Source organism: Streptoalloteichus hindustanus, from assembly GCF_900129375.1.
GTDB lineage: Bacteria > Actinomycetota > Actinomycetes > Mycobacteriales > Pseudonocardiaceae > Streptoalloteichus > Streptoalloteichus hindustanus.
This window is the reverse complement of the sequence record NZ_FQVN01000001.1, coordinates 1,153,039-1,178,955: the sequence shown is the minus strand read 5'-3', so window position 1 is coordinate 1,178,955 and position 25,917 is coordinate 1,153,039. Positions and strand designations below refer to the sequence as shown.

The 25,917-nt window shown below is 74.4% G+C and carries 26 protein-coding genes and 1 riboswitch; of the genes, 9 read left to right on the top strand and 17 right to left on the bottom strand.

Annotated features, from left to right (window positions below):
* The first annotated feature begins 103 nt into the window (after window positions 1–103).
* On the top strand, window positions 104–319 hold the full coding sequence (locus tag BUE43_RS05540) for a hypothetical protein (RefSeq protein WP_200797355.1): 216 nt from the start codon (window positions 104–106) through the stop codon (window positions 317–319).
* A gap of 104 nt (window positions 320–423) precedes the next feature.
* Here the strand turns inward: BUE43_RS05540 and BUE43_RS05535 are convergent, their stop codons facing one another.
* Window positions 424–1,062 (bottom strand): HAD family hydrolase, encoded by a 639-nt coding sequence (locus BUE43_RS05535; RefSeq protein ID WP_073480117.1) that lies wholly within the window; start codon window positions 1,060–1,062, stop codon window positions 424–426.
* A gap of 280 nt (window positions 1,063–1,342) precedes the next feature.
* Here BUE43_RS05535 and BUE43_RS05530 point away from each other — a divergent pair, with 280 nt between their 5' ends.
* From BUE43_RS05530 to BUE43_RS05520, 3 genes are all read left to right on the top strand, one after another.
* Entirely contained in the window at window positions 1,343–2,587 is a 1,245-nt protein-coding gene (locus tag BUE43_RS05530; protein WP_407697085.1) for an Nramp family divalent metal transporter, read from the top strand.
* A 159-nt stretch (window positions 2,588–2,746) separates the two neighbouring features.
* Window positions 2,747–3,073 carry a hypothetical protein gene (locus BUE43_RS05525; protein WP_073480116.1) on the top strand — a complete coding sequence of 109 codons (327 nt, stop codon included), beginning with the start codon at window positions 2,747–2,749 and terminating at the stop codon, window positions 3,071–3,073.
* A gap of 26 nt (window positions 3,074–3,099) precedes the next feature.
* Window positions 3,100–3,501: a YccF domain-containing protein gene (locus BUE43_RS05520; protein ID WP_073480332.1), complete on the top strand. Its 402-nt coding sequence runs from the start codon at window positions 3,100–3,102 to the stop codon at window positions 3,499–3,501.
* Between the two features lie 8 nt (window positions 3,502–3,509).
* On the opposite strand, the gene BUE43_RS05515 is transcribed toward BUE43_RS05520, so the two are convergent.
* The 6 genes from BUE43_RS05515 to BUE43_RS05490 form a co-directional block, all read right to left on the bottom strand.
* Window positions 3,510–4,274 (bottom strand): HAD-IIA family hydrolase, encoded by a 765-nt coding sequence (locus BUE43_RS05515; RefSeq protein WP_073480331.1) that lies wholly within the window; start codon window positions 4,272–4,274, stop codon window positions 3,510–3,512.
* 121 nt (window positions 4,275–4,395) lie between these two features.
* Window positions 4,396–5,490: a sulfate/molybdate ABC transporter ATP-binding protein gene (locus BUE43_RS05510; protein WP_073480330.1), complete on the bottom strand. Its 1,095-nt coding sequence runs from the start codon at window positions 5,488–5,490 to the stop codon at window positions 4,396–4,398.
* Between the two features lie 20 nt (window positions 5,491–5,510).
* Window positions 5,511–6,377 carry an ABC transporter permease gene (locus BUE43_RS05505; RefSeq protein WP_083959320.1) on the bottom strand — a complete coding sequence of 289 codons (867 nt, stop codon included), beginning with the start codon at window positions 6,375–6,377 and terminating at the stop codon, window positions 5,511–5,513.
* A 2-nt stretch (window positions 6,378–6,379) separates the two neighbouring features.
* Entirely contained in the window at window positions 6,380–7,138 is a 759-nt protein-coding gene (modA, locus tag BUE43_RS33270) for a molybdate ABC transporter substrate-binding protein (protein ID WP_073480115.1), read from the bottom strand.
* Complete coding sequence (locus BUE43_RS05495; RefSeq protein WP_073480114.1) at window positions 7,135–7,539, bottom strand: TOBE domain-containing protein; 405 nt, start codon at window positions 7,537–7,539, stop codon at window positions 7,135–7,137. The genes modA and BUE43_RS05495 overlap by 4 nt, the downstream gene beginning before the upstream one ends.
* 96 nt (window positions 7,540–7,635) lie before the next feature.
* Window positions 7,636–8,157 (bottom strand): MarR family winged helix-turn-helix transcriptional regulator, encoded by a 522-nt coding sequence (locus BUE43_RS05490; RefSeq protein ID WP_083959318.1) that lies wholly within the window; start codon window positions 8,155–8,157, stop codon window positions 7,636–7,638.
* A 207-nt stretch (window positions 8,158–8,364) separates the two neighbouring features.
* Here BUE43_RS05490 and moaA point away from each other — a divergent pair, with 207 nt between their 5' ends.
* The 4 genes from moaA (at window position 8,365) to BUE43_RS05470 (ending at window position 12,099) form a co-directional block, all read left to right on the top strand.
* Window positions 8,365–9,423 (top strand): GTP 3',8-cyclase MoaA, encoded by a 1,059-nt coding sequence (gene moaA / locus BUE43_RS05485; protein WP_234995568.1) that lies wholly within the window; start codon window positions 8,365–8,367, stop codon window positions 9,421–9,423.
* Between the two features lie 3 nt (window positions 9,424–9,426).
* On the top strand, window positions 9,427–9,699 hold the full coding sequence (locus tag BUE43_RS05480) for a MoaD/ThiS family protein (RefSeq protein ID WP_073480112.1): 273 nt from the start codon (window positions 9,427–9,429) through the stop codon (window positions 9,697–9,699).
* 185 nt (window positions 9,700–9,884) lie between these two features.
* Entirely contained in the window at window positions 9,885–10,751 is an 867-nt protein-coding gene (locus BUE43_RS05475; protein WP_234995542.1) for a phosphatidylinositol-specific phospholipase C/glycerophosphodiester phosphodiesterase family protein, read from the top strand.
* A 498-nt stretch (window positions 10,752–11,249) separates the two neighbouring features.
* Window positions 11,250–11,411: riboswitch (cyclic di-AMP (ydaO/yuaA leader) on the top strand.
* 4 nt (window positions 11,412–11,415) lie between these two features.
* Window positions 11,416–12,099, top strand: a complete 684-nt coding sequence (locus BUE43_RS05470; RefSeq protein WP_073480111.1) for a LysM peptidoglycan-binding domain-containing protein — start codon at window positions 11,416–11,418, stop codon at window positions 12,097–12,099.
* A gap of 324 nt (window positions 12,100–12,423) precedes the next feature.
* Here the strand turns inward: BUE43_RS05470 and BUE43_RS05465 are convergent, their stop codons facing one another.
* The 6 genes from BUE43_RS05465 to BUE43_RS05440 form a co-directional block, all read right to left on the bottom strand.
* The gene (locus tag BUE43_RS05465) at window positions 12,424–13,383 is read right to left on the bottom strand and encodes a molybdenum cofactor biosynthesis protein MoaE (RefSeq protein ID WP_234995541.1); all 960 of its coding nucleotides are present in this window, start codon (window positions 13,381–13,383) and stop codon (window positions 12,424–12,426) included.
* A complete protein-coding gene (gene moaC, locus BUE43_RS05460; protein WP_073480110.1) occupies window positions 13,359–13,841 on the bottom strand; it encodes a cyclic pyranopterin monophosphate synthase MoaC in 483 nt (160 codons plus the stop codon). Before moaC ends, BUE43_RS05465 begins: the two co-directional genes overlap by 25 nt.
* A gap of 31 nt (window positions 13,842–13,872) precedes the next feature.
* A complete protein-coding gene (locus BUE43_RS05455) occupies window positions 13,873–15,102 on the bottom strand; it encodes a globin domain-containing protein (RefSeq protein WP_073480109.1) in 1,230 nt (409 codons plus the stop codon).
* Between the two features lie 251 nt (window positions 15,103–15,353).
* Complete coding sequence (locus tag BUE43_RS05450; protein WP_073480108.1) at window positions 15,354–15,788, bottom strand: RrF2 family transcriptional regulator; 435 nt, start codon at window positions 15,786–15,788, stop codon at window positions 15,354–15,356.
* 88 nt (window positions 15,789–15,876) lie between these two features.
* The gene (locus BUE43_RS05445) at window positions 15,877–17,265 is read right to left on the bottom strand and encodes an NAD-dependent malic enzyme (protein ID WP_073480107.1); all 1,389 of its coding nucleotides are present in this window, start codon (window positions 17,263–17,265) and stop codon (window positions 15,877–15,879) included.
* Window positions 17,266–17,387: 122 nt separating this feature from the next.
* Window positions 17,388–17,573, bottom strand: coding sequence for a hypothetical protein (locus BUE43_RS05440; protein WP_073480106.1), 186 nt, complete (start codon window positions 17,571–17,573; stop codon window positions 17,388–17,390).
* A gap of 152 nt (window positions 17,574–17,725) precedes the next feature.
* Between BUE43_RS05440 and BUE43_RS05435 the strand changes: the two genes are divergently transcribed.
* Window positions 17,726–20,011, top strand: a complete 2,286-nt coding sequence (locus BUE43_RS05435; RefSeq protein WP_073480105.1) for a helicase-associated domain-containing protein — start codon at window positions 17,726–17,728, stop codon at window positions 20,009–20,011.
* A gap of 549 nt (window positions 20,012–20,560) precedes the next feature.
* Here the strand turns inward: BUE43_RS05435 and BUE43_RS05430 are convergent.
* The 4 genes from BUE43_RS05430 to BUE43_RS05415 are packed head-to-tail and all read right to left on the bottom strand — an operon-like array spanning window position 20,561 to window position 25,681.
* Entirely contained in the window at window positions 20,561–21,157 is a 597-nt protein-coding gene (locus BUE43_RS05430) for a GTP-binding protein (RefSeq protein WP_073480104.1), read from the bottom strand.
* Entirely contained in the window at window positions 21,138–21,788 is a 651-nt protein-coding gene (locus BUE43_RS05425; protein ID WP_073480103.1) for a DUF742 domain-containing protein, read from the bottom strand. The genes BUE43_RS05430 and BUE43_RS05425 overlap by 20 nt, the downstream gene beginning before the upstream one ends.
* 27 nt (window positions 21,789–21,815) lie before the next feature.
* Window positions 21,816–22,238: a roadblock/LC7 domain-containing protein gene (locus tag BUE43_RS05420; protein ID WP_073480102.1), complete on the bottom strand. Its 423-nt coding sequence runs from the start codon at window positions 22,236–22,238 to the stop codon at window positions 21,816–21,818.
* Complete coding sequence (locus tag BUE43_RS05415) at window positions 22,235–25,681, bottom strand: sensor histidine kinase (protein WP_143173941.1); 3,447 nt, start codon at window positions 25,679–25,681, stop codon at window positions 22,235–22,237. The genes BUE43_RS05420 and BUE43_RS05415 overlap by 4 nt, the downstream gene beginning before the upstream one ends.
* Window positions 25,682–25,917 lie beyond the last annotated feature (236 nt).

Here is a 25,917-nt window from a genome sequence, read left to right as displayed (position 1 = left end):
GCGCGTCCCCAGCGTAGCGAGAACACCACCTGTCGTGCGAAGCAACATCTGCCCCGGCCGCCCGAAAACCAAGATCCACCCGACCGGCCTAGGCTCGGACGACGTGCAGGCGCGAGCTGGTGATACCAAGTTGGTCCCCGTCGGGGTAACGCTGTTCGGGATCGGGCTGCTGGCCGTGGTCGCGATCTTCGTGTTGTTCGCGACCGGGCGGACCGAACTCCCCGTCTGGCTGAACGTGACCGCGGGGTTGGGCCTCCCGGTGGGGCTGGCCCTCGGCGTGGCCGGCGTGATCAGGAACGCTCGGCGGAGCCGCCGCTGACCGACATCCAGGACGGACCACCAACCACTGTCCACCGACCGCCGATCGCCAATCGCCGATCGGCGCCCACTGGCCACCGGCGGCGCGGATCGCCCCGGTCGGCCTCAGCCGGCGTCGGCCGCGAGGTCGCCGGCGCCGGCCAGGTGCCCGGCCAGCCACGCGGGGAACGCGGTGAGGTCGGCCAGCACGACGTCGGCGCCCGCGGTCGCCAGCTCCTCGGCGGAGCACGGCCCGGTCGTGACGCCGATCGACACGGCGCCGGCGGCCTGGGCGCCGCGCACGTCGCCGACGTGGTCGCCCACGTACACGGACGCGCCGTGCTCCCGCAGGGCGGCGCCCTTCCCTGACGACCACAGCTCGCCCACGAGGTGGTCGACCTCCCAGTCGAGGGCGCGCAGGTGCCGGGCGGCGTTCAGCCCGTACTTGCCGGTGACCACGACGGTCCGGCCGCCGACCGCCCGCACCGCGGCGAGCGCCTCGGCGGCGCCGGGCAGCGCGACGGTGATCGGCACCACGACCTCGGGGTAGATCGCCCGGAAGCGGGCGACCAGGGCGTCCACGGTCGGCTGGTCCAGGCCGTAGCCGGCGAAGACCGCGTCGAGGGGCGGGCCGAGGTGGGCGGCGAAGGCCTCGCCGTCCAACGGGATCCCCGTCTCCTCGGCGAGCACGTCGAACGCGCGGACCATGCCCGGCCGCGGATCGATCAACGTCATGTCCAGGTCGAAACCGACGGTCAGCGGCACGTTCGCACCCTACGCCGGAGGAAGGAACCTCCGACTCCGCTGGGTAGTTGTCCTCGTCACTCATGGCGATCCACTCCGGCCGGTCGGCGCCCGGCGGCACGACCGGGCGATGTCCGGACGACGGGTGGATGACGGCGCTCGGCCGTCGGCGCGGTGTGGTCGCACCCACCCTCCCCCACCAGCGCTTTGTTGCATAGGGTTTGCAACAAGCGATCGGGAGGCGCGGTCGGGGGCGGTCCTGTCCCGCTCGCGGCGCGACGGGACGGGACGGGAGGGGCACGTGGTCTCGCTGGGGGACGCGCTGCGCACGGCGTTGCCCCGCGTCCGCTCCCGCGCCGCCCTGCTCGGCCCGGCCTTCGTCGCGGCCATCGCCTACGTCGACCCCGGCAACGTCGCCACCAACACCACCGCCGGCGCGCGCTACGGGTACCTGCTCGTCTGGGTCCTGGTCGCCGCCAACGCGATGGCCGGGCTGGTGCAGTACCTCTCCGCGAAGCTCGGGCTGGTCACCGGCCGGTCGCTGCCGGAGGCGGTGCGCGACCACCTCCCCCGCCCGGCCCGGCTGGCCTACTGGGGCCAGGCCGAGCTGGTCGCGATGGCGACGGACCTGGCGGAGGTGCTCGGCGGCGCGATCGCGCTGCGCCTGCTGTTCGACCTGCCCCTCCTCCTCGGCGGGGTGATCACCGGCGTGGTCTCCACCGCGCTGCTCGCGGTGCAGGACCGGCGCGGCCAGCAGCCGTTCGAGCGAATCGTCACCGGGATGCTGGTGGTGATAGCGGTCGGCTTCGCCGCCGGCCTGCTGGTGTCGCCGCCGTCCGGGACCGGCGCGCTGGGCGGCCTGCTGCCGCGGTTCGACGGCGTCGACAGCGTCCTGCTGGCGGCGGGCATGCTCGGCGCGACCGTGATGCCGCACGCCGTGTACCTGCACAGCGCCCTGGCCAGGGACCGGCACGGCCGGCCCGCGCCCGGCCCGGCCCGTCGGCGGGTGCTCGCGGCGACCAGGGCGGACGTGGCGGCGGCCATGCTCCTGGCCGGCGCGGTGAACCTGGCGATGCTGCTGCTGGCCGCGAGCGCGTTGCCGGGCGCGCCCGACGTCGAGTCGCTGGACGGGGTGCACGCCGCGCTGGGCGACGCGCTCGGCGCGGTGGTCGCCGCCCTGTTCGCGGTGGGTCTGCTGGCGTCGGGGTTCGCCTCGACCGCGGTCGGCTGCTACGCCGGCGCCGTCGTGATGGGCGGCCTGCTGCGCCGCCGGGTCCCGCTGCTGGTCCGCCGGCTGGTCACGCTGGCGCCGGCCCTGCTCGTGCTGTCCCTGGACGTCGACCCCACGTGGGCGCTGGTGCTGTCCCAGGTCGTGTTGTCCTTCGGCATCCCGTTCGCCCTGGTCCCGCTGGTGCTGCTGACCGGGAGCCGCCGGGTGATGGGCGAGGAGGTCAACCGGCGGGGCACCGCGGTGGCCGCCTGGCTGGTGGCCGGCGCGGTGATCGCCCTGAACGGGGCGCTCATCGTGTTGACGTTGGGTGGTTGATCCCCGACCGGGTGAAAACCTCGCCTGGTCGCGTCAACAGCCGGACGCTTGACGCGTCACGTAGTCACCGATGCCGTCGCCCGCGCGACACTTCTGCCTCCGTCCTCCTCACCCCGTCTCCGCGCCGGAGGCCACGGCGGAACTCACTGGAGGGGCCCGATGACCACTGATCGCGACCTGGAACGCGTCGCGGCCGCGATCGACGACGCGATGCGCGACGCACCGGCCGCCCGTCCCCGCGCCCGCTGGGAGCACGTCGAGTGGCTGCGGCTCAAGGCCGACCTGCTGGACCGGCTGGCCGCCGCGCAGCGCTCGGGGCACGGCTCGCTGTCCCGCAGGGCCGAGCTGGTCAGGGACAACGCCGAACGGCTCGCCGACCACCTCACCGGCGTGGTCCCCGACCCCGGCCCCCTGCCGGAGCAGGGGTGGCCGGGGACCGGGTCCCGGTGGGCCGCGGCCGCCGCCCACGCGACCGACCCCGACTGAGCGCGGGAACCGGCACAATCGGGGTGGTGCGGTTCCTCCTCAACGTCATCTGGTTGGTCTTCGGCGGCCTGCTCATGGCGCTCGGCTACCTGCTGGCCGGCGTCATCTGCTGCGTGCTGGTCGTGACGATCCCGTTCGGGATCGCCTCGTTCCGCATGGCCGCCTACACGTTGTGGCCGTTCGGCCGGACGGTGGTCGACCGGCCCGGCTCCGGTGTCGGCTCCGCGCTGGGCAACATCGTCTGGCTCGTCGTCGCGGGCTGGTGGCTGGCGCTCGGGCACATCGTCACCGGGATCGCCCAGTGCGTGACGGTCGTCGGCATCCCGCTCGGCGTCGGCAACTTCAAGCTGGTGCCGGTGTCGCTCCTGCCGCTGGGCAAGGAGATCGTGGACACCGACGACCGGCGCGCGTTCGCGCCGCGCGGCTGACCCGCCGGTCAGTCCCCGAACGGGTCGGTCACCCGGCCGATCAGGTCGGCGATCGAGCCGATCACCCTGGTCGGCCGGTACGGGAACCGCTCGGCGGTGTCGGCGGCGGAGATCCCGGAGAGCACGAGGATGGTCTGCAGACCCGCCTCCAGCCCGGTGCGGACGTCGGTGTCCATCCGGTCGCCGATCATCAGCGTGTTCTCCGAGTGCGCGCCCAGGGCGCGCAGCGCCGACCGCATCATCAGCGGGTTCGGCTTGCCGACGAAGTACGGCGCGCGGCCGGTGGCCCGCTCGATCAGGGCCGCCACCGAGCCGGTGGCCGGCAGCACGCCCTCGCGGCTGGGCCCGGTCTCGTCCGGGTTGGTGGCGATGAACCGGGCGCCCGACTCGACCAGCCGGATCGCCTTGGTGATCGCCTCGAAGCTGTAGGTGCGGGTCTCGCCGAGCACGACGTAGTCGGGGTCGCGGTCGGTGAGCACGTAGCCGATGGAGTGCAGCGCGGTGGTCAGCCCGGCCTCGCCGATCACGTAGGCGCTGCCGCCGGGGCGCTGGGTGTCCAGGAACCGGGCGGTGGCCAGCGCCGAGGTCCAGATGGCCGACTCCGGCACGTCCAGCCCGGTGCGCTGGAGCCGGGCCCGCAGGTCCCTCGGCGTGTAGATCGAGTTGTTGGTGAGGACCAGGAACGGCACCCCGTGGGAGCGCAGCTCGGCGAGGAGCTCGTCGGCGCCGGGCACGAGGTGCTCCTCGTGCACCAGCACCCCGTCCATGTCCATCAGGTAGTTCCAGGTCGTCGACCGCGGGGTCGAGTCGGAACGGGGCTCGGCGTTGGTGTCCTCCGCACGCGTCACGCCGCCATCATCGCACCGCCGTCAGCGCGTCGACATCACGTCGCGCTCACGCCCCGGGGGCGGGATGCAGCGCGACCTCCGTCGCCTTGACCGCGAACCACGCGGGGACGCCCGGCTCCAGGCCGAGGTCGGCCACGGCGGCCGGGGTGAGGTCCGCGGCCAGGCCCTCGGCCCAGCCCGGGCCGCCCGGCGCCGCCGCGGCGCGCAGGCGCACGACGTCGGCGCGGGGTTCCAGCCCGGCCACGACCACCGGGAACACGTTGCGGGGGCTGCCACCCGGCCGTTCCCGGTGCACGGCCACGGCCCTGGGCGGGAAGACCGCCACCGCCGGGGCGCCGTCCACGAGCCCGGGCCCGCGCTGTCCGGCCAGCACCGCGCCGTCCGGCGTGCGCAGCCCCGCGGGCCCCGCCGTGCCCGCGACCAGCTCCAGCCCGGCGATCCGCGCGGTGAAGGCGGTGCGGGGCCGGGCGAGCACCTGCCGGGTCGGCCCCTCCTCGACCACCGCTCCGGCGCCGAGCACGACCACGTGGTCGGACAGCACGAGGGCGTCGAGCGGGTCGTGCGTGACGATCACGGCGGTGCGCCCGCCGGCGCGGAGCACCCGGCCCAGCAGGGCGCGCAGGGCCGGGGCCGCGTCGACGTCGAGCGCCGCGAACGGCTCGTCCAGCAGCACCAGCGTCGGTTCGGCCGCGAGGGCGCGGGCGAGCGCGACGCGTTGCGCCTGGCCGCCGGACAGCTCCGCCGGCCGGCGGTCCGCGAGCCCCTCGGCGTCCACCTCGGACAGCCAGCGCCGGGCGATCCGCTGGGCCGCCCGTCGGCCGACGCCCCGCGCCCTCGGGCCGAAGGCGACGTTGGCCTCCGCCGTGAGGTGCGGGAAGAGCAGCGGCTGCTGGGCGAGCAGGCCCACCCCGCGCCGGTGCGGGGGCACGTGCGTGCCGGTCCCGCCGTCGGTGAGCAGCCGCCCGCCCAGCCGGACCCGCCCTCGGTCGGGGCGGACCAGGCCAGCCACCACCCCGAGCAGGGTCGACTTGCCGGAGCCGTTGGGACCGAGCACCGCCAGCACCTTGCCCGGCTCGACCCGTAGGCCCAGGGCCAGCGCGAAGCCGGGCCGCGTCAGTTCGACGTCGACCTCCAAACCCACCGCCGGAGCCACCGCCGGGGTCACCGCGCTCCCTCCACGGCCCGGGGCCGGGCCAGGACGACCACGGCCGCCGCGACGGCCACGAGCAACAAGGACAACGCCACCGCGCCGTCCACGTCGGACTCCCGCTGGAGGTAGATCTCCAGCGGCAGCGTGCGCGTGCGCCCGGCGAGGCTGCCGGCGAAGGCGATGGTGGCCCCGAACTCGCCGAGCGCGCGGGCGAAGGCCAGCACGACGCCGGAGCCGAGCCCCGGCAGCAGCAGCGGGACGGTGACCCGCCAGAAGACCGTCCACGGCCGGGCGCCGAGGGTCGCGGCGACCGCCTCGTAGCGCTCGCCGGCGGTGCGGAGCGCGCCTTCGAGGCTCACCACGAGGAACGGCATGGCCACGAACGTCTGGGCCAGCACGACGGCGGTGGTGGTGAAGGGGATCCGCACCCCGAACAGCAGGTCGAGGTACTGCCCGACCAGCCCGGCGCGCCCCAGGAGGTAGAGGAGCGCCAGCCCGCCGACGACGGGCGGCAGGACCAGCGGCAGCAGCACCAGCGAGCGGAGCACCCGCAGGCCGGGTGGGCGCCCCCTGGCGAGCACCACCGCCAGCGGGCCGCCCAGGAGCAGGCTGAGCAGGGTGGACGCGGCGGCGGTGCGCAGCGAGAGCCCGAGTGCGGTGAGCGCCGCGTCGCTGGTGACCAGCTCGGGCAGCCGGACCCAGTCGGCGCGCAGGACCAGGCCGAGCACCGGGAGGATGACCAGGGCGAACCCGAGGGCGGCCGGGAGCCACAGCACCGCGGGCAACGCCGTCCGGGCCCGGTGCCGGTCCGCGCCGCCGCGCCCGGACACCCCGCCGGTGGGGGACGGGTCCGGGGTCGACGACGCCGCGCTCGCCATCGCTAGGGCACCTGGAACCCGGCGGCGGTCAACGCCTCGCGGCCGGCCTGCCCGCGCACCAGCTCGACGAACTGGCGGGCGAGGTCGGCCTCGGGCGCCCGGTCCAGCACCGTGATCGGGTAGTCGTTGCGGGCGTTGGCCGCCTCCGGGAAGGCGATCCCCCGCACCTTGTCCTTCCGCGCGTGGACGTCGGTGACGTAGACCAGACCGGCGTCGGCCTCGCCGGCCACGACCTTGCCCAGCACCGACTTGACGTCGGGTTCCTCGCTCGACGGCCGCAGCCGCACACCCGCGTCGCGCGTGACCTTCGCCGTGGCCGCCCCGCAGGGCACCTGCGGCGCGCACACCACGAGGACGAGGCCGTCCCTGGCCAGATCGGCGAGCGAGCCGACCTTCCCCGGGTTGTCCTCCCGCACCGCGATCCGCAGCTCGTTGGTGGCGAACACCTGGGGCTTCCCGGCCAGGCCCGCCTTCGCGACGGTGTCCATCGTGGCCGTGTTGGCCGCGGCGAACACGTCGGCCGGCGCGCCGTTGACGATCTGCTGGGCCAGGTCGGAGGAGCCGCCGTAGCTGAGCCGGACGTCGACGCCGGGGTGGTCGGCCTCGAACCGCTGCTCCAACCGCCCGAAGACCTCGGTCAGCGACGCCGCGGCGAGGACGGTGACGGTCCGGCGGGGCGCGGCGCGGCCGGCGTCCGACCCGCAGGCCGCGACGGCCACGACGAGCGCGACGAGCGTCGGGAGCAGCGCGCGGGCCCTCACGACGCGCCGCCCGGCGTCTCCACGACCACCTGGGTCGACTTGACCACCGCGACCGCGAGCACTCCGGGGCGCAGGCCCAGTTCCTCGACCGCCTCCGTGCTCATCAGGGAGACCACGCGGTGCGGGCCGCACTGGAGCTCGACCTGGGCCATCACCCGGTCCGCCACGACGTCGGTGACCAGCCCGACGAACCGGTTGCGGGCCGAGCGGCCCACGCCGGAGGGGTCCGGGGTCGCCCGTGCCTGCACCCTGGCGAACGCGGCCAGCTCGGCGCCGTCGAGGACCATGCGGCCCGCGCCGTCGCGACTCGCGCCGAGCTGGCCGCCGTCCACCCATCGGCGCACCGTGTCGTCACTGACCCCGAGCAGCCCAGCGGCTTCGGCGATCCGGTACTGCGGCATGTCCGGGAGTCTAGGACCGCAGACGCGGAACAGGCACCGCGTGTATCTCCGCTCCTGCGGAAGGCTCCGGGAGACCCTCTCCTGATGGCCCCCGGGTCAGCGCCGGGTGGCCGGCGGAAGCTCCCCCAGCCGCGCCGTCTCGCGCCGCAGGACCTCGGTCATCGTCTCCAGGAAGCCCTCCACCGCGGCGAGCTGGCGCTCGTCGTACTGCGCGACGAGCTCGGCCACGCCCCGGCGCACGCCGTCGAACAGGCCGGTCGCGATCCGGACGTGCGTGCCGGTCGGCTCCACCAGAACCTTGCGCCGGTCCTGGGGGTCGCGCACCCGCCGCACGAACCCGGCCCGCTCCAGCCGGTCGACCACGCCGGTCACCGCACCGGTGGACAGCCCGGACAGCTCGGCCAGCCGGCCGGCGGTGATCGGCACGCGGGCCTGGACGACGAGGTCGAGACACTTGTGGTCGGTGGGCGAGACACCCAGCCGCTCGGCGACCTGGGTGTGGAACATGACCGTCGCCGATCCCATGGACCGCCCGAGCTCCGACACCCGGCGCACGGCCTCGGCCGTGCGTGTGCCCTCCGTCGAACCACCACCGGCCACCAGGCCCACCTCCGTCATCTCGGTTCCCAAGAGGCTCGAAGGCCGAGTCACTTGCGGGAAAGAAATCAGCGTATCCGCGCGCGGACGCCCGCGGTGACCGCCGAGAAGGGCGTCCCACCGCCCAGCCGACCGGGTGACGCAACCCACGCGGACACCATCTGTTCCCCAGCCGTCGGGAGGGAGGAAGGACTGGCCACGAGGGCTACCCTCGACCGTGTGACCGCGGTGCACCTCGGGTGGCCGGCCCTGCGCAGCACGAGCCGCGCCCCGGGGCCGGGCGGACGCCCGGACAGTCCCACCCTGGTGGACCGGTTCGGCCGGACGGCCACCGATCTCCGGGTCTCCCTGACCGACCGGTGCAACCTGCGGTGCACCTACTGCATGCCGGCCGAGGGGATGGACTGGTTGCCGACCTCGGCGCTGCTCACCGCGGGCGAGCTGAGCCGGCTGATCCGCGTCGCCGTGGAGCTGCTGGGGATCACCGAGGTCCGGTTCACCGGCGGCGAGCCGCTGCTGCGCCGCGACCTGGAGCAGATCGTGGCCGCCACGGCCGGGCTCCTGCCCCGGCCGTCCGTCTCGCTGACCACGAACGGGCTCGGGCTGACCAGGCGGGTCGACGGGCTGGTCGCCGCCGGGCTGGACCGGATCAACGTCTCCCTGGACACGCTGCGCCCCGACCGCTTCCGGACGATCTCCCGCCGGGACCGGCTGGACGACGTCCTCGCCGGGCTGGCGGCGGCGCGGACGGCCGGCCTGGAGCCGGTGAAGGTCAACGCGGTGCTGCTGCGCGGCGTCAACGACGACGAGGTGGGCGCACTGCTGGACTTCTGCCTCGCCCACGGCTACCAGCTCCGCTTCATCGAGCAGATGCCGCTGGACCCCCAGCACGGGTGGGACCGGACAGCGATGATCACCGCCGAGGAGATCCTCGCCGCCCTGCGGACCACGCACCGGCTGACGCCGGACCCCTCGGAACGGGGCTCCGCGCCGGCCGAGCGGTGGGTGGTCGACGACGGCCCCGGCGTGGTGGGTGTGATCGCCTCCGTCACCCGGCCGTTCTGCGCCACCTGCGACCGGACCCGGCTGACCGCGGACGGTCAGCTCCGCACCTGCCTGTTCGCCCGCTCCGAGACCGACCTGCGCGGCGCGCTGCGCGCGGGCGCGTCCGACGAGGAGCTGGCCGAGCTGTGGCGGGGCGCGATGTGGGGCAAGGCCGCCGGCCACGGGATCACCGAGGCCGGGTTCACCCAACCGGACCGGCCCATGAGCGCAATCGGAGGTTGAGAGTTGGCGGAGCAGCCGACGTCGACCCGGGTGACCGTCCGCTACTTCGCCGGTGCCCGCGCGGCCGCCGGGACCCCGGAGGAGGTCGTGGTGCTGCCCGCGGGCAGCACGGTGGACGACGTCCTCGCCGACCTCACGCGCCGGCGGGGCGACCAGATCGCGCGCGTGCTGGCCGCGTGCAGCTTCCTGCTGGACGGCACGGCGGTACGCGACCGCGGGACTCCCGTGCCCGACGGCGTGGAGCTCGACGTGCTGCCCCCCTTCGCCGGCGGCTGAGCCCGCTCTCCCTCCCCCAGCCCCGCCCGCTCCGGGGCCGATCGACCACGCCCGCCCGGCGGTGACGACCGCACCGGGCCTTCACCCACCCTTCCCCTCCTTGTTCACCCCCGGTGATCACTCGCTGACTGCGTGCCGCTAACGTGTGGCCCCTGCGCGGTGTTGTTGATCACTGGAGGTGAGCCGTGGCCGGCCGGAAGTCGCTCTTCGGCGCCCTGCTCGCCCTGGTGGCGACGGTCCTGCTGACCGGGCCGACGCCCGCGCACGCGGCCGCGCCGGTCCTGCCGAACGCGCACGCGCACAACGACTACCAGCACGCGCGCCCGTTGTTCGACGCGCTCGACCGCGGTTTCACCAGCGTCGAGGCGGACATCTACCCGGCGTTCGGCCACCTCTACATCGGGCACTACCCGTGGGACGTCCGGCCGGAGCGCACGCTCCAGTCCCTCTACCTGGAGCCGTTGCGGCAGCGGGTCGCGGCCAACGGCGGCCGGGTGCTGCCCGGCTGGGACGGCGAGTTCCAGCTGCTCGTCGACATCAAGTTCAACGAGCGCGACGGCTACCGGTGGCTGGACAGCGCCGTGCGCGACCCGCGCTACGCCGGTCTGTTCACGCACTACGCCAACGGAGTGGTGCGGCGGGGGCCGGTCACGATCGTGCTCAGCGGGCGTCAGTCCCGGGAGGCGGTCGCGGGCCAGGCGGACCGGTTCGCCTTCCTCGACGGCCGGCCGGCCGACCTCGGCTCCGGCCTCCCGGCCACGCTCGTCCCGCTGGTCAGCGCCGACTGGACCAGCCTGTTCGACTGGCGCGGCGAGGGCGCGATGCCGGCGGAGGAGCGGGCGGCGCTGCGCGAGCACGTGCGGACGGCGCACGCGGAGGGCCGGCGGGTGCGGTTCTGGGCGACGCCGGACGCGCCGGGCGCCGCGCGGGAGGCGGTGTGGCGCGAACTGCGGGCCGCCGGCGTCGACCATCTGGGTAGCGATGACCTCGCCGGGCTCGCCGGGTTCCTCTCCCCGTCCGTTCGGCCCAGCGCCCTCGCCGGTTCGCGTTAGGCCCCGCAACGACGCAGGGTGGCGCCACCCTCCCACGACCCGCCGAGTCCACCCCACCCGTTCAGGCGATCCGCCCCGGGGGCGGAACCACCCGGTGACCGGCGAAGGCCATGATCTGGCGAGGCGGGGCGGGGCCACCCGGATGTCCAGTCCACGGATCCGGGACTTGCTCCTTTCGGACAATTCCCCCAATTCGGGATCTTCCGCCCACTCCGTGTGATCACGCTCACGAGCACGGTGCGTACTCGCCGCCCCGCCGGACGTCGTAGTCACCAGAACCCAAACATCACTCTCAGTGATCGATCTCAGGTTGGAAACGACCCGATAACGGCCATCTGACCTGCGAAAACACCGATGATCGTTTTCGGAAGTCGGAACGTTACTGTGACGAGCGTCACGGCTCAGAGGGTTCGCAAAACCGCTCTCGGTCACTTAGCGTCGCATTCCGGTCGGCCCCGACCGACCAAGCAAGGAGCTGGAGCCCGTGCACCGAACCCTGTCCAGCGGGCTCCGAACCCCGAGCGGAACAACCGGACAGGGGCGGGGGAACCACCTCCGGGCGCAACCCAGCGCCCTTGGGGTGAAGCCGGCACCAGCCGGCCGGGCTGCCCTCCAGCCCGAACCCGACAGCTCACCTCGCAGGTGCAGGTACGGAGAGAGGGACATGGCTTCCTATCGAGGCAAGCACCGCAAACCGTCGGCCGCTGGCAAGCACATCGCGCGTCTGGCCCTCGCCGGCGTCGTGATCGGCACCCCGGTCGCCCTGGCGGGCACCGCCAACGCCGCGCCGGAGTCCACCTGGGACGCCCTGGCGCAGTGCGAGGCCGGTGGCAACTGGAACACCAACACCGGCAACGGCTTCTCCGGCGGCCTGCAGTTCACCCCGAGCACCTGGAAGGCCTACGGCGGCGGCCAGTACGCGCCGAACGCCCACCAGGCCAGCCGCCAGCAGCAGATCGCCGTGGCGGAGCGGGTCCTGCAGGGCCAGGGCTGGGGCGCGTGGCCCGCGTGCACCAACAAGCTGGGCCTGCGTGGTGGCCAGGCGGCCGCCGCGCCGAAGGCGGCCCCGCAGAAGGCCGCGCCCAAGTCCGCGCCGAAGGCGGCGACGCCGCAGAAGGCCGCTTCGAAGCCGGTCGCTCCGCAGAAGGCGGCGCCCAAGCCCGCCGCTCCGGCCGCGCCTGTCCAGAAGAACGGCGCCGACTACACCGTGGTCGCCGGCGACACCCTGTCCGGCATCGCCGAGAAGCTCGGCGTCCAGGGCGGGTGGCACGCCCTGTACGAGCGCAACAAGGACGTCGTGCCCAACGCGAACCTGATCTTCCCGGGCCAGCAGCTCGACGTGCGCTGACCCGTCCCGCCCCGGTCAGGGGCGGGAGGAGCTGAGCAGGACCCCGGTCGGGTCGTCCCCCGGACCCGACCGGGGTCCTGTCACGTCCACGCCTGGGCCGTCCACCGGCCCGGGATTTCGCACACCGTGCGCAGAAAACCGCACCGCAGGTGTCCGGCAGCGCTCCCCCAGCCGTCAGATTCGCTGGACACGCCGGCGACCACCGGTTTTCGCCGTGCGCCCACGCCCCGAGTCCCTACCGTCACTGGCATGAACATCACCACGGCACGCCAGCCCGACGTCCAACCCGCCTCCCGGCCGGCCCGCGACCCGGGGACAGTTGACTCAGGGGCAGTTGACCCATTCCTCCGCGCCGTCGTCGAACAGCTGCCGCTTCCAGATCGGCAGCCGGGCCTTGACCTCGTCGACCAGCTCGGCGCAGGCGAGGAACGCCTCCCTGCGGTGCTCCGCCGCCACGGCGCAGGCCAGGGCCACGTCGCCGATCGCCAACATCCCCACGCGGTGGCTGACCGCGACGGCCCGCAGACCGGGGTGGCGGGCCGCGACGTCGGCCGCGACCTCGGTGATGACCTCCGAGGCGGTGGGGTGGCCGCTGTACTCCAGCTCGCGCACGCCCCGCCCGTGGTCGTGGTCGCGGACGACGCCGGCGAAGGTCACCACCGCGCCGGCGGCCCGGTTCGCCACCAGCCGGGCGTGCTCGTCGACGTCGAGCGGCACGTCCACGACCTCGGCCCGCAGGACGGCGGCGGGCTCCCGGCCCGCCGGCGCCGCGGGACCCGACCGGTCGTGGTCACCGCCCCGGAGCTGGTCCACCACGTGGTCCAGCACGCCGGCCAGGACCCCGAGCCCGTCCTTCACCCCGCCGGTGGAGCCGGGCAGGTTGACCACCAGGGTCCGGCCGGCCACGCCCGCGACCCCTCGGGAGAGCACGGCGGTGGGGACCGCGGGCAGACCGGCCGCGCGGACGGCGTCGGCGAGCCCCGGCACCTCGTAGTCGAGCACCGCCCTGGTGACCTCCGGGGTGCGGTCCGTGGGGCTGACGCCGGTGCCGCCGGTCGTGACCACCACGTCCACGCCCGCCGCGACGGCGGCCCGCAGCGCGACGCCCACCGGATCGCCGTCGGGCACGACGACCGGCTCGTCGACCTGGTACCCGCGCTCCCGCAGCCAGGCAGCGATGATCGGCCCCGTGCGGTCCGCGTACACCCCCGCGCTGGCCCGGTGGGAGGCCACCACGACCCGGGCGAGGCGCTCCCGGCTCACCGGTCCTGCGGTCTGGTCCACGTGCCCGCCTTCCCACCGTCCTTGCGCTCGACCCGCACGGCGTCCAGGACGGCCGCCGGGTCGACCGCCTTGACCATGTCGTGCAGGGTCAACCCGGCCACCGCCACCGCGGTGAGCGCCTCCATCTCGACCCCGGTGCGGTCGGTGGTCCGCACCGTCGCGGTGATCCGCACCTCGGCGTCCGCCGCGACCAGCTCGACGGCCACCCCGGACAGCGCGATGGGGTGGCACAGCGGCACCAGGTCGGGCGTGCGCTTGGCCGCCATGATCCCGGCGATCCTGGCGGTGGCCAGGGCGTCGCCCTTGGGCAGGCCGTCCCGGCGGAGCAACTCGACCACCTCGGTGGTGGTCCGCAGCACCCCGGTGGCCACGGCGGTCCTGGCGGTCGGCGCCTTACCGGTGACATCCACCATCCGCGCCGCGCCGCCCTCGTCGACGTGGGTCAGCCCTTCACCCATGCCGCGATGCTAGAGGGCCGGCTGACGGCGGTCACCCGACTGGTGCGGTCGAGGTGGCCCGGGGCAGCCAGGCGTCCGCGCCGAAGACCTCGTAGTGGATGCGGTCGGCGGGCACGCCCCGGTCGAGCAGGCCACGGCGCACCTGACGCATGAAGGGCAGTGGACCGCAGAGCACGGCGCGAGCCCCGTCCGGCACCCGCAGCTCTGCGGGGTCGATGCGGCCCGACCGGACCTCCGTGCCGGCCGGGACGTCAGCCGCGACGTGGTCGGCCTCGTACCAGAGCTGGACGGTGTGCCGGGGCAGCCGGGAGGCGGCGGCGAGCAGCTCGGCCGAGAGCGCGTGGCTGGCCGGGGAGCGGTCGGCGTGGGCCACGACCACCTCGCGGTCGCTGGCGCGGGCGGTCAGATCGTCGAGGACGGCGGCGGCGGGAGTGATCCCGATGCCGGCGGTCACGAGCAGGAGCGGGCTGTCGCCCGGGGGAAGGACGACGTCTCCGAAGGGAGGTGAGACCAGGAGCCGGTCACCGGCGCGCACGTGGTCGTGCAGCTGGGTCGAGACGAGACCGGCGGGGCGCTGCCCGTCCTCGCGGTGCCGCTTGACCGTGATCCGCAGCAGGTCGCGGCCGGGCGCGGAGCTGATCGTGTACTGCCGGATCTGCCGGCTGTTGTCCGGCAGCCGCACGGCGACGCTCACGTACTGGCCCGTCTGGTGCTGGACCGGCTGCCCGGACTCGGGCTCCAGCCAGAACGACTCGACGTCGGCGGTCTCCGTCTCGCGCCGCACCACCCGGTGCGGGTGGAACGGGCGTTCGAAACCGGTGCCGGCCCGCTGGTACAGCCGGGCCTCCTCGGCGACCAGCATGCAGGCGAACGCCCAGTACACCTCGTCCCAGGCGGCGGCGACCTCCGGGGTGACCGCGTCACCGAGGACCTCGGCGACCGCGGCCATCAGGTGCCGGCCGACGATGACGTACTGATTGGGGGCGATGCCGACGGAGGCGTGCTTGTGCGCGATCCGGGACAACAGGGTGCCCAGCGGCACCGGCCGCAGTCCGGCCGCGTGCCCGGCGAAGGCCACCACCGCGGCGGCCAGCGCCTGCCGCTGCTCACCGTTGGCCTGGCTCCCGCGGTTGAACAGGTCGAGCATCTCGGGCCGCGCGGCGAACATGCGCTCGTAGAACCGGGCGGTGATCTGCTCGCCGTGGGCCGCGACGACCTCGGCCGTGGCCCGCACGACGCGGGCGGACTCCTCCGACAGCAACGGAACTCCTCACATCTCGACGTGGACGAACAACCTGACGTTCGCGTCAGCAAACACAGCCAGGGCGCAACTCAGGGGCGGGGCGGGGGTGGGGGGAGGGGGCGGGGGGGAGCCCCCCCGGGGGGGGGAAGGAAAGGGGCGAGGCGGGAGGAGCGACGGTGCAGCCCGTGCGCGAGAGGTGAGGCGGGGCTCGGGGTTGTGGGCCGCCTGCGGGGTTGGGCGAGAGCGCCCAGGGGCTGGGTGCGGGCGCTTCATCGTGGGGGTGGGGGCGCGAGTGGGAGGGGGACGCTCGTGCCGGCGATGAGGTCGGCGATCGTCACCTCGTCGAGGGCCGCGAGGAACGCGTGCTGGGCGGTGCGGAGCGCTCGGCGGAGGCGGCAGTCACCGCGGAACGGGCACGGGGGTTGCTCGCAGTCGACGAGTTCACCCGTGCCTTCGAGTTCGCGGACGAGCCAGCCGACCGTGGTGCTGGCGGCGCCCGCGGCCAGTGCCAGGCCGCCGGCGCGGCCCCGCACCGTCTCCAGGACGCCGAGTTGGCCGAGGCGGTGCACGGCCTTGGCGACGTGGTGTCGGGGCGCGTGCACGGCCTTGGCGACGTCGTCGACGGTGAGCCGGGGGCCGTCCTGGCGTGCGCCGAGCAGGACGATCGCGCGGAGCGCCAGGTCGGTGAAGCGGGCCAGGTGCACGCGCGCAGCCTATGAAAAGCTGAATCTCTGATGCATCTTTAAGGGCTGTGAGAACGGCCACCGGGTCCCGGTGGCCGTTCTCCTCCGGTCAGCTCTCGCGGACCGCCACGGCGCGCACCGCTTCCGCGACCGCGCTGGCCACGTGCGGGTCGAAGACGCTGGGCACGATGAACGAGGCGTTGAGCTTCTCGGCGTCGACGACGTCGGCGACGGCGTTGGCCGCGGCGACGAGCATGTCGTCGGTGATCCGGTGGGCGTGCGCGTCGAGCAGGCCGCGGAAGACGCCGGGGAAGGCCAGCACGTTGTTGATCTGGTTCGGGTAGTCGCTGCGCCCGGTGGCGACGACCGCGGCGTGCTTCTGCGCCTCCAGCGGGTCGATCTCCGGGTCCGGGTTGGCCAGCGCGAACACGATCGAGCGCTCGGCCATGGTCGCGACCTGGTCGGCGCCGAACAGGTTGGGCGCGGAGACGCCGATGAACACGTCCGCGCCGACGAGCGCCTTGTGCAGGTCACCGGTCAGGCCCTGCTTGTTGGTGTTGGCCGCGATCCACTGGCGGTTGGGGTCCAGGTCGTCGCGCCCGCCGTGCACGACACCGCCGATGTCGACCGCGACGACGTCGCCGGGCTGCTGCTTGAGCAGCAGCCGGATGATGGCCGAGCCGGCGGCACCCACGCCGCAGACCACGATGCGGCAGTCGCCGATCTCCTTGCCCACCACGCGCAGCGCGTTGCGGAGGGCGGCGACCACGACGATGGCGGTGCCGTGCTGGTCGTCGTGGAAGACCGGGATGTCGAGCTTCTCCCGGAGCCGGGCCTCGATCTCGAAGCACCGGGGGGCGGCGATGTCCTCCAGGTTGATGCCGCCGTAGCCGGGGGCGATCAGCTCGACCGCGCGGATGATCTCGTCGGTGTCCTGGGTGTCCAGGCACACCGGCCAGGCGTCGACGCCGGCGAACTTCTTGAACAGCGCGGCCTTGCCCTCCATCACGGGCAGGGCGGCGGCCGGGCCGATGTTGCCCAGGCCGAGGACGGCGGAGCCGTCGGTGACCACGGCCACGGTGTTGCGCTTGATGGTGAGCCGGCGGGCGTCCTCGGGGTTGGCCGCGATGGCCTGGCAGACGCGGGCGACACCCGGGGTGTAGGCGCGGGAGAGGTCGTCCCGGTTGCGCAGCGCGACCTTGGAGTTGACCTCGATCTTGCCACCGAGGTGCATGAGGAAGGTGCGGTCGGAGACCTTGCGCACCCGCACGTCGGGCAGGGCGACCAGCGCGTCCTGGATGTCCTGCGCGTGGTTGGCGGACAGCGCGTTGCAGGTGATGTCGACGACGATCCGGTCGCTGTGCGACTCCACGACGTCGAAGGCGGTGAGGACGCCGCCCACCCGACCCACCGCGCTGGCCAGCTCGCCCGCCGCGCTCGCGGACGGGGCTGCCTCCAGTCGAATGGTGATGGAGTACCCGGGGCCGGGGACCGGCATCGCACCCTCCTACGCGTTCGTGCTGCTCAGCGTGGGAAGAGCCTAGTCCCCGGCCCGAGGGCGATCGCACCCGAGTCCGCGGAACCCGTTACGGAACGGAAGAGTTCTTCCGCGAAGCGGATTCAGCGGTTGATCTTGGTGACCGGGTGCCGGTAGGGCACCTCGTCGCTGGGCAGCGGGAAGGTGACCTCCCCGAACGGGGACAGCGCGCCCTGCAACGGGCTGGCCAGCTCGGTGACCGGGTGCTCGCCGTTGGGCAGGTCCGGCCAGGACGGGTCGGTGCGCTCGGTGCGCCGGGCCTTCGCCACGCGTTCCTCCTCGAAGCGTTCGGGCCACGTCGTGCACGGGCCCCTCCTACTCGACGCGACCTCGGCGAACACCGCCGCTCGCGCCCCGTCCAGTGTGCCTGACGCCGACCGTGGACCCGACGGGACGTGACGGCGGATACCGTGGTGGGGATATGCCCGGCCTCTCACTCGCCGACTGGCTGCGCGCGCAGGACGACTCCGCGCTCGCGGCCCTGTTGCGCGCACGCCCCGATTTGGCCACCCCTCCCCCCGCCGACACCACGGTCCTGGCCACCCGCGCCGGCATCCGGACGTCGGTCGCGCGCGCCTGCGAGGGGCTCGACGCCTTCACCCTCGCGGTGCTCGACGCGCTGCTCGTGCTCGACGCCGACCAGGAGCCCGCCGCGCTGCTCTCAGTGGGTCGTCTCCTCGGGCGCGGTGTGCCCGCCGCCCGGACGCGTCAGGCGCTGAGCACGCTGCGGGAGCAGGCGCTGGTGTGGGGCTCGGACTCGGAGCTGTCGGTGGTGCCGGCGGCCAGGGAGGCCCTCGGCCCGTTCCCCGCCGGTCTCGGCCGGCCGGTCCCGCAACTGGACGAGGTGGACCTCGACGCGGCGCTGGCCGGCCTGGACGACGCCGAGCGCCGGCTGCTGGACAAGCTCGCCGCCGGCCCGCCGGTCGGTCGGACCAGGGACGCCGGGCAGGTCGTGCCGCTGGAGCGCGCCACCACGCCGGTGCAGCGCCTGCTGGCCAGGGGGTTGTTGGTCCGGCGGGACGGCGAGACCGTCGAGCTGCCCAGACAGGTGGCCGTCGCGCTGCGCGGCGACCGTCCACTGGGGACGGTCGAGGTGGACCAGCCGGCGCTGCGCACCTCGTCGCACAAGGTGTCCACGGTGGACTCGACGGCGGCGCACGAGGCGCTGGACCTGTTGCGGAACACCGAAACCCTGATCCGGCTGTGGTCCGATGAGCCCCCACCGGTGCTGCGCTCCGGCGGGCTCGGCGTCCGCGACCTGCGGCGGCTGGCCAAGGACCTGGACGTCGAGGAGCGCAGGGCCGCGCTGCTGGTCGAGCTGGCGGTGGGCGCGGGTCTGGTGGCCGACAGCGACGGCGTCGATCCCCAGTGGACCCCGACCACGCTGGCCGACACCTGGTGCGTGGCCGTGCCGGAGCAGCGGTGGGCGACCCTCGCCTCGGCCTGGCTCGACCTGCCGCGCCTGCCCGGCCTGGTGGGGCTGCGCGACGAGCGCGAGCGGCTGATCAACCCCCTGTCGGACGAGCTGCGCCGCCCGGTGGCCCCCCGGGAGCGGCGCCGGGTGCTCGACGTGCTCGCCGACCTGCCCCCGGGCGAGGCCGCCGGCGATCCCGAGGGGCTGGCCGCCGTGCTGGCCTGGCGCGCGCCCCGCCGGGGCGGTCGGCTCCGGGACGACCTGGTCCGCTGGACCCTGGACGAGGGCGCGGCGGTCGGGGTGCTGGCGTTCGGCGCGCTGACCACCGCCGGCCGCGCGTTGCTGGCGGACGAGGGCGACGGGCAGGGCGGCGCGGTCGAGGCGGCGCGCCGGATGGCCGAGGCGTTGCCGGCTCCGGTCGACCACGTGCTCGTGCAACCCGACCTGACCGTGGTCGCGCCCGGCCCGTTGGAGCCCGAGTTGGCCGGTGAGATCGCCCTGGTCGCCGACGTGGAGTCGACCGGCGGCGCGACCGTGTACCGCGTCGGCGAGGCGAGCGTGCGCCGGGCGCTGGACGCCGGGCGCACCGCCGCCGAGTTGCACGAGCTGTTCCGCACCCGGTCGCGCACGCCGGTGCCGCAGTCGCTGAGCTACCTGGTCGACGACGTGGCCCGCCGGCACGGTCGGCTCCGGGGCGGGGCGGCCGGCTCGTTCCTGCGCTGCGACGACCCGGTGCTCCTGGCCGAGGTGCTGGCCCACCCCGTGGCGGCCCAGCTGGAGCTCCGGCGGATCGCGCCCACCGTGGTGGTCAGCCCGCTGGCCCTCGTCGAGGTGATCGACGGTCTCCGCGACGCCGGGTTCGCCCCGGCCGCCGAGGGGCCGGACGGGCGGGTCCTGGACCTGCGCCCCAGCGGTCGGCGCGTCCCGGCCCGGGGTCGCCCGGCCCGGCCGGCGCGGCCCGCCCGGCCCAGCGACGAGCAGTTGTCGGTGCTCGTCCGGCAGATGCGGGCCGGGGACCGCGCGGCCAGCGCCCCCCGGGGCGCCGCGATCCGCGGCACCGGGACGCCGGCGAGCACCTCGGCGACCCTCGCGCTCCTCCAGGGCGCGGCCCGGGAGGGGCGGAAGGTCTGGCTGGGTTTCGTGGACTCCCACGGTGTCGCCTCGCACCGGATCGTCCAGCCGGTCAACGTCGCCGGGGGTGTTCTGGAGGGGTTCGACGACGCCCAGGGCGCCCTGCGGCGTTACCCGCTGCACCGGATCATGACGGCGGCACTCCTCGACGAGACCGAATAACCGTCAGCCGAAAGGGCGCTTTTCCGAAAACTGACGGCCCCGTCTCGCCGCACACCGATGTTTTTTCGGCCTCGCTCTTGGCTGCCGAAGCGTTGAGCGCTTCGCCCGCAGATCGTTCCCGCGGCCGCGCGCCCACCGAACCCGACATCCGCTCATCGGGTTTCCCGGCTCCTTTTCCACCCATCCGAGTGATCGCGAGTCGGCCGTTCCTGTCAGACCCGCATGAGATGTTGGAAGTGGGGGTTCCCCCATTACTCAAGCCTGAAGTGGGCAAAAGACTGTGTCGGCCGGAAGGTGTGCGCCGGGAGTCATGCCCGGGGCTTCGGCATGACGCGTTTCCGGCACAGGGCGGCCGGGAGCCCTGACAATGCCCGCTGGGCAAGGAAAACGGGTCGCCGTGACGTCCGGAGCACCACGAGAAGCGACGCCCGGGCAGCCGCCCGCACCCGGGCGGGCGGCGCGGCCGAGACGAGGGTGGGCGGGCGGGCGGACCGGAGCCCCGGAACGCCGACGGTCAGGGGCGTTCCGGGGACGGTGTCACTCGCGCGGTCAGCCCGCCTTCGCGGTCATCCACCGCCGCATGGCGTGCTCCACCAGCGTGATCAGCGTCTGCTTGGTGGACTCGCGGCTCCGGGCGTCGCAGGTCACGATCGGGACCGACTCGTCGATCGTGAGCGCCTCGCGGACGTCCTCGATCCGGTGGTGCAGCAGCCCGTCGAAGCAGTTCACGCCGACGATGTAGGGCAGGCCGCGGTCGTCGAAGAAGTCGATGGAGGCGAACGCGTCGGCGAGCCGGCGGGTGTCCACGAGGACCACCGCGCCGATCGCGCCCTTGACCAGGTCGTCCCACATGAACCAGAAGCGGTGCTGGCCCGGGGTGCCGAACAGGTACAGGATGAGGTCGCTGTCGAGCGAGACGCGACCGAAGTCCATGGCCACCGTGGTGGTGACCTTGCCCGGCGTGGCGGACAGGTCGTCCACGCCCACGCTGGCCTCGGTCATCACCGCCTCGGTGGTCAGCGGGACGATCTCGGAGACCGAGCCGACGAAGGTCGTCTTGCCGACGCCGAAGCCACCGGCCACCACGATCTTGGCCGAGGTGGTCGCTTGCCGGGTGTCCGGCCGGTTAGAGCCTGCGGAGCCCACTGAGCACCCTCTCCAGGAACGCGAGGGACGGCCGGTCCCCACTCACGACGCCGCCCTCGTGGATCATGACCAAGCCGAGACCAGCCATGTCACCGATCAGCACCCGCACCACCCCGAGCGGGAGCCTCAGGTGCGCGGCGATCTCGGCCACCGAACGGGTCTCCACGCACAACCCGCAGATGGACCGGTGCTCGGAGAGCACCGCGGCCTCGCGGTCCAGGCCACGGTCGCTGGTCGACACCAGGGCCTCGATCGCGAGGTCGTAGTCGGGCCGGGTACGGCCCCTGGTCCGGGCGTAGGGCCGGACCAGGGATCCGGACTCCTCGACCGGGTCGATGGACGGCCCCACCGCCGACCACTCGTTGACCGGCTGCTCGCCGGACTCCGTGGGCGGGTAGTCGGGCACGCTGGTGCCGAACAGGTCGGCGCCGGGGCCGCCGAACAGCCCCCCGCCGTACCCGTCCAGCGTGGACGGAGCGGACGGCAGGCCGTCCCCGCGCGCGAGCTCGGTCTCGTGCCCCGCGTCGTCGGCGCCGTCGGCGTGCTCGCCGTAGCCGTCGAAGCGGAAGCCGCTCGCCGCCCAGTCGCGGTAGTCGAAACGACCCTCGCTGAAGTCCGGACCGGTGTTCATCCCACCGTCACCCCCACCAACCCCACGTCATCGACGCACCCCGCCCTGCAGCTGGGCACGAAGCTCCGGTGTCAGCTGTTGGCCGACACGCTCCACCAACAACGTCATCTCGTAGGCCACCAGGCCGATGTCGCAGTTGGGCGCGGCGAGCACGGCCAGGCAGGAGCCGTCGCTGATGGACATCAGGAACAGGTAGCCCCGTTCCATCTCGACCACCGTCTGCGCGACGTTCCCCGCCTCGAAGCACCGGGCGGCGCCCTGGGTGAGGCTCACCAGGCCGGAGGCCACGGCGGAAAGCTGCTCGGCCCGGTCGAGCGGCAGGCCCTGGGAGCCGGCGAGCAGCAGCCCGTCCGCGGACACCACGACGGCGTGCGCGACGCCGGGGACCCTGCGGACGAAGTCCGTGATCAACCAACCGAAGCTGCCAGGCTGCTGGACGGACGCGGTCACTCCTGCTCCTCGTCATGACGGCTCTGGGACGGGCTGGGGGTCTCCCCGCCCGCGGGCGCGGACGGGTCGTCGAGCCGGTGGCGGCCTCGACGCAGACCATGCTGGAAGCTGGACAACCGGCCGCGCACCGCGTCGGCGGAGCGGGGCGGCGTCGGCAGCAACGGCGTGCTGGGCTGCTGTTGCTGCTTGGGGGCGGCGGAGCCGGGCACCAGGTGGGCCTTGGGCACCCGCTTGGGCAGGCCGGCCGAGGTGACCTCGTCCGTGCTCTGGTTGAGCAGCGCCTTGGCGGCCGCCCAGCCCTCGTCGCCGGAGCCCCAGCTCGCCGGGGTGGCGGGCTGGCCGGCGTCGGCGTCGGCGTGGGCCGTGGTGGGCAGCTGCTGGCCGGGGCGCGGCCGGCCCAGCCGGGTGCTGGGTCGGGCCGGCGCCGCCGGGTCGCCCGCGGGCTCCCCCAGCTTGCGCGGGGTGCGCTTGGGCAGCGGGTCGGCGGCCGGCGCGGGCGGCTCCGCCGCCGGGGCCGGGGCCGGGGTGGTCCGGGTGATCGGGCCGAGCGGGTCGGACCGCAGCGTGTCCTGCGGACGGGGCGGCTCCCCCTCGGTCGGCAGCTCGTCGGCGACGCTCTGGAACCACTGGGTGAGCACCGCCTCGTAGATGGGCAGCCGCTCGGTCGGCGCGTCCACGTCCTGCTCGACCTCCTTGGCGGTCTCGTCGGTCTCGGCGGTCCCGCCCGCCACGACGCCGGGCCCGGCGTTCGCGGTCGGCCGCTCTGCCTGACCGGACGGGGCGGCCAGATCCACGGGGTCGAGCGTGGTGGTCTCGGCGGCCCAGAACAGGCTGCCCGGCTCGGGCCGCCCGGGCGGGGCCGGCGGCGGACCGCACCGCCCGCCCTCCCCGACCGGCGGCTCCGCGCCGCCGTCGGCGAGTTCGAGCTCCAGTTCGGGGCGGGTGTCCGGGGTCGGCGCCACCGGCCGCCGCTCGGCGGGGGCCGCCGGGCTCACCTGGGGCACGGCCGCCGGGTCGTCGGCGCCGTCGCCCGAGGTGACGCGCACCGACAGGTCGAACTGGGGCTGCTGGGCCGGCTCGGCCGGGCGCGCGGGGGCGGCCGGCACCGGCTCCTCGTCCTGGACGGGCGCCGGGGGCAGCCCGTTCACCGGGGCGAAGCCCGTGGCCGTCGCGGTGGCCGGCTTCGGCGGAGCCGGGGGGGCCGGGGGCGGGGGCGCCGGCGGCGCGGGCGTGGCGGCCGGGACCGGGGTCGGCGGCAGGGTGCCGGTCGTGGTCCCGATCGGCGGGAACGTCGAGCCGGAGCCGGAGGGCATCGAGCCGGGACCGGGTTCGGGCCGCAGCTCCACGATCAGCTCACGCGGCACGACGACCAGCGCGATGAGGCCGCCCTCCAGCTCCTCCGAGCGGAGCCGGACCTTGATCTCGTGCCGCTTGGCCAGCCGCGCGACCACGTACAGGCCCATGCGGCGGGAGACGCCGACGTCGACGCGGGGCGGGTTGGCCAGTCGCTCGTTGGCCTCGGACAGGTCCTGGTTGGGCATGCCCACGCCGCGGTCGGTGATCTCGACGACCAGCTCGCCGCCCCGGCTGCGGGCGGTGCGCACGCTGACCCGCGAGTTGGGGTCGGAGAACGCGGTGGCGTTGTCCAGCAGCTCGGCGACGAGGTGGACGAGGTCGTTGACGGCGCGGCCCTGGACGGCCAGGTCCGGGGTGGGCGCGACGTCGATCCGCGCGTACTGCTCGACCTCGGACACCGCGGCGCCGATGACGTCGCTGACCGGGACCGGCCGGCTGAGCCGGCGGGTCAGGTCGGTGCCGGCGAGCACCAGGAGGTTCTCGGAGTTGCGCCGCATCCGGGTGGCGAGGTGGTCCAGTTCGAACAGGTGGCCGAGCTGGTCGGGGTCCTGCTCGTCCTGCTCCAGCCGGTCGATGAGGTTGAGCTGCCGCTCGACCAGCGCCTGGCTGCGCCGGGAGAGGTTGACGAACATCGCGTTGACGTTCGCCCGCAGCAGGGCCTGCTCGGCGGCGAGGCGGACGGCGGTGTTGTGCACGTCGTCGAACGCGCGGGCGACCTGGCCGATCTCCTCCGTGCTGTGCACGGCGACCGGCTCGACCTTGACCTCCGGGACCTCCTTGTCGCTGTCCCGCATGGTCTGGATGACCTCGGGCAGGCGCTTGCGCGCCACGTCGAGGGCGGAGACCCGCAGCACCTTCAGCGGGTGCAGCAGCGACCGGGCGATGACCAGGGTCAGCAGGACCGCGAGCGCCAGGACGAAGAGGATCAGGGCGGAGTTGCGCAGCGCGCGGGCCTGGGCGTCGTCGGCGAGGGCCTGGGCGGTCTCCCGCAGCTCGGTGGCCAGCGCCCGCTCCACGTCGCGGATGAAGGCGGTGGTGGTGGAGGAGGCCGCCTCCCAGGCCTCGGCCTGGACCTCCAGCTTCGTGTTCTGCTCGGCGCGGACCAGGGCGGTCTGCTTGATGCGCTGCCGCTGGTCGACGTCCTGGCCGCTGACGGTGTCGTTGTAGCGGATCCGCTGCTGCGGCGTGGCGGCGTTGTTGAACTCGGCCAGCGCGGCCTCGAACCGGGCGTCCGCGCCCCGGACCAGGGTCAGCTCGGCCGGCTGGAACTTGTCGCGGACGGAGGCGACGAGGAGCAGGGCGTGCTGCTGGGACACCTGCTCCTTGGCGCGGCCGATGGCGTCGGCGGCCCTGGCGACCTGCGCGATGGCGGTGCCGGAGGTCGCGTTGGCCGCGGCGTGGTTGGCCTCCAGGAGGCCGTTGATGATGTCGGTGTAGCGGGTGACGATCGCGGAGTCCGGGTACTTGCTGCTCACCGCGGCCTGCCGCAGCGCCTTGAGGGTGCCCAGCCCGTCCATGGCGCGCTGGAACGGCTCCTTGACGGCGCTGTGCGTCTCGTCGAGGGTCACCGCGACCCGGCTGACGCTGCCGACGGCGGCGTCGACCTTGGAGATCTGCGCGTCCATCTGGGGCCGGTCCTTGGCGCCCTGGTTGCCGTTCTGCCTGGCGACGAAGGTGGCGACCAGCGTGCGCTCGCGCTGCAGTTCCTGGACCAGCTCGGCGGCCTTCTCCGCCAGCTCGACGTGCTTGACGTACTTGCCGAACTGGTCGGCGCCGTCGAGGTCCTCGTTCACGTGGATGGCGCCGAGCACCAACGCGGTGATGGTCGGCACCAGGAGGACGGCGACCATCTTCGTGCGCAGGTGCCAGTTGCGCAGCCGCCACCGCACGCGTTTGGGCGGACGCTTCTCGCTCGCCGCCTCCTCGGGCGAGGGCTCGTCGCCGGCGGCGTCGGCGGGGGGTTCGGCTGCGCCGGTGTCGGAGACGGCGAGCGCCTCCTCGTGGTCCTCGGGCGGCCGCGCCGGGCCCTGACCGGCGCTGCCCGAAGGGGTGGTGTCCTGACGGGCCACGGTTAACAGGTCCTCCACGTCGCACCGCCGCCGAGCACGGCGGTGCGGTTGAAAAGGGCCGGGTCCTGAGCGGAGCCGGCACAGCCGGGCGTCGTCACCCGGAACGACAGGGAGCCGCGGGGATCCCGGACGGGCACGCGCGCGGCGGCCACGGACGCGGGGGCGCGTCCGGTTGCCGGCCGCGTCGACCCGCCCGATCCTGGGGTGGGCGGGGCGGCCACGGCCACAGCCCTCGGATCAGTCATTCCACTCCC

Bases quoted from the DNA above. Each gene is read 5' to 3' on its own strand.
- BUE43_RS05515 (WP_073480331.1), bottom strand. From the start codon at position 4,274: ATGGACATGGACGGGGTGCTGGTGCACGAGGAGCACCTCGTGCCCGGC.
- BUE43_RS05525 (WP_073480116.1), top strand. From the start codon at position 2,747: ATGACCACTGATCGCGACCTGGAACGCGTCGCGGCCGCGATCGACGAC.
- moaC (WP_073480110.1), bottom strand. From the start codon at position 13,841: ATGGGTGAAGGGCTGACCCACGTCGACGAGGGCGGCGCGGCGCGGATG.
- BUE43_RS05435 (WP_073480105.1), top strand. From the start codon at position 17,726: ATGCCCGGCCTCTCACTCGCCGACTGGCTGCGCGCGCAGGACGACTCC.
- BUE43_RS05495 (WP_073480114.1), bottom strand. From the start codon at position 7,539: ATGCCGCAGTACCGGATCGCCGAAGCCGCTGGGCTGCTCGGGGTCAGT.
- BUE43_RS05490 (WP_083959318.1), bottom strand. From the start codon at position 8,157: ATGACGGAGGTGGGCCTGGTGGCCGGTGGTGGTTCGACGGAGGGCACA.
- BUE43_RS05470 (WP_073480111.1), top strand. From the start codon at position 11,416: ATGGCTTCCTATCGAGGCAAGCACCGCAAACCGTCGGCCGCTGGCAAG.
- BUE43_RS05505 (WP_083959320.1), bottom strand. From the start codon at position 6,377: ATGGCGAGCGCGGCGTCGTCGACCCCGGACCCGTCCCCCACCGGCGGG.
- BUE43_RS05445 (WP_073480107.1), bottom strand. From the start codon at position 17,265: ATGCCGGTCCCCGGCCCCGGGTACTCCATCACCATTCGACTGGAGGCA.
- BUE43_RS05425 (WP_073480103.1), bottom strand. From the start codon at position 21,788: ATGAACACCGGTCCGGACTTCAGCGAGGGTCGTTTCGACTACCGCGAC.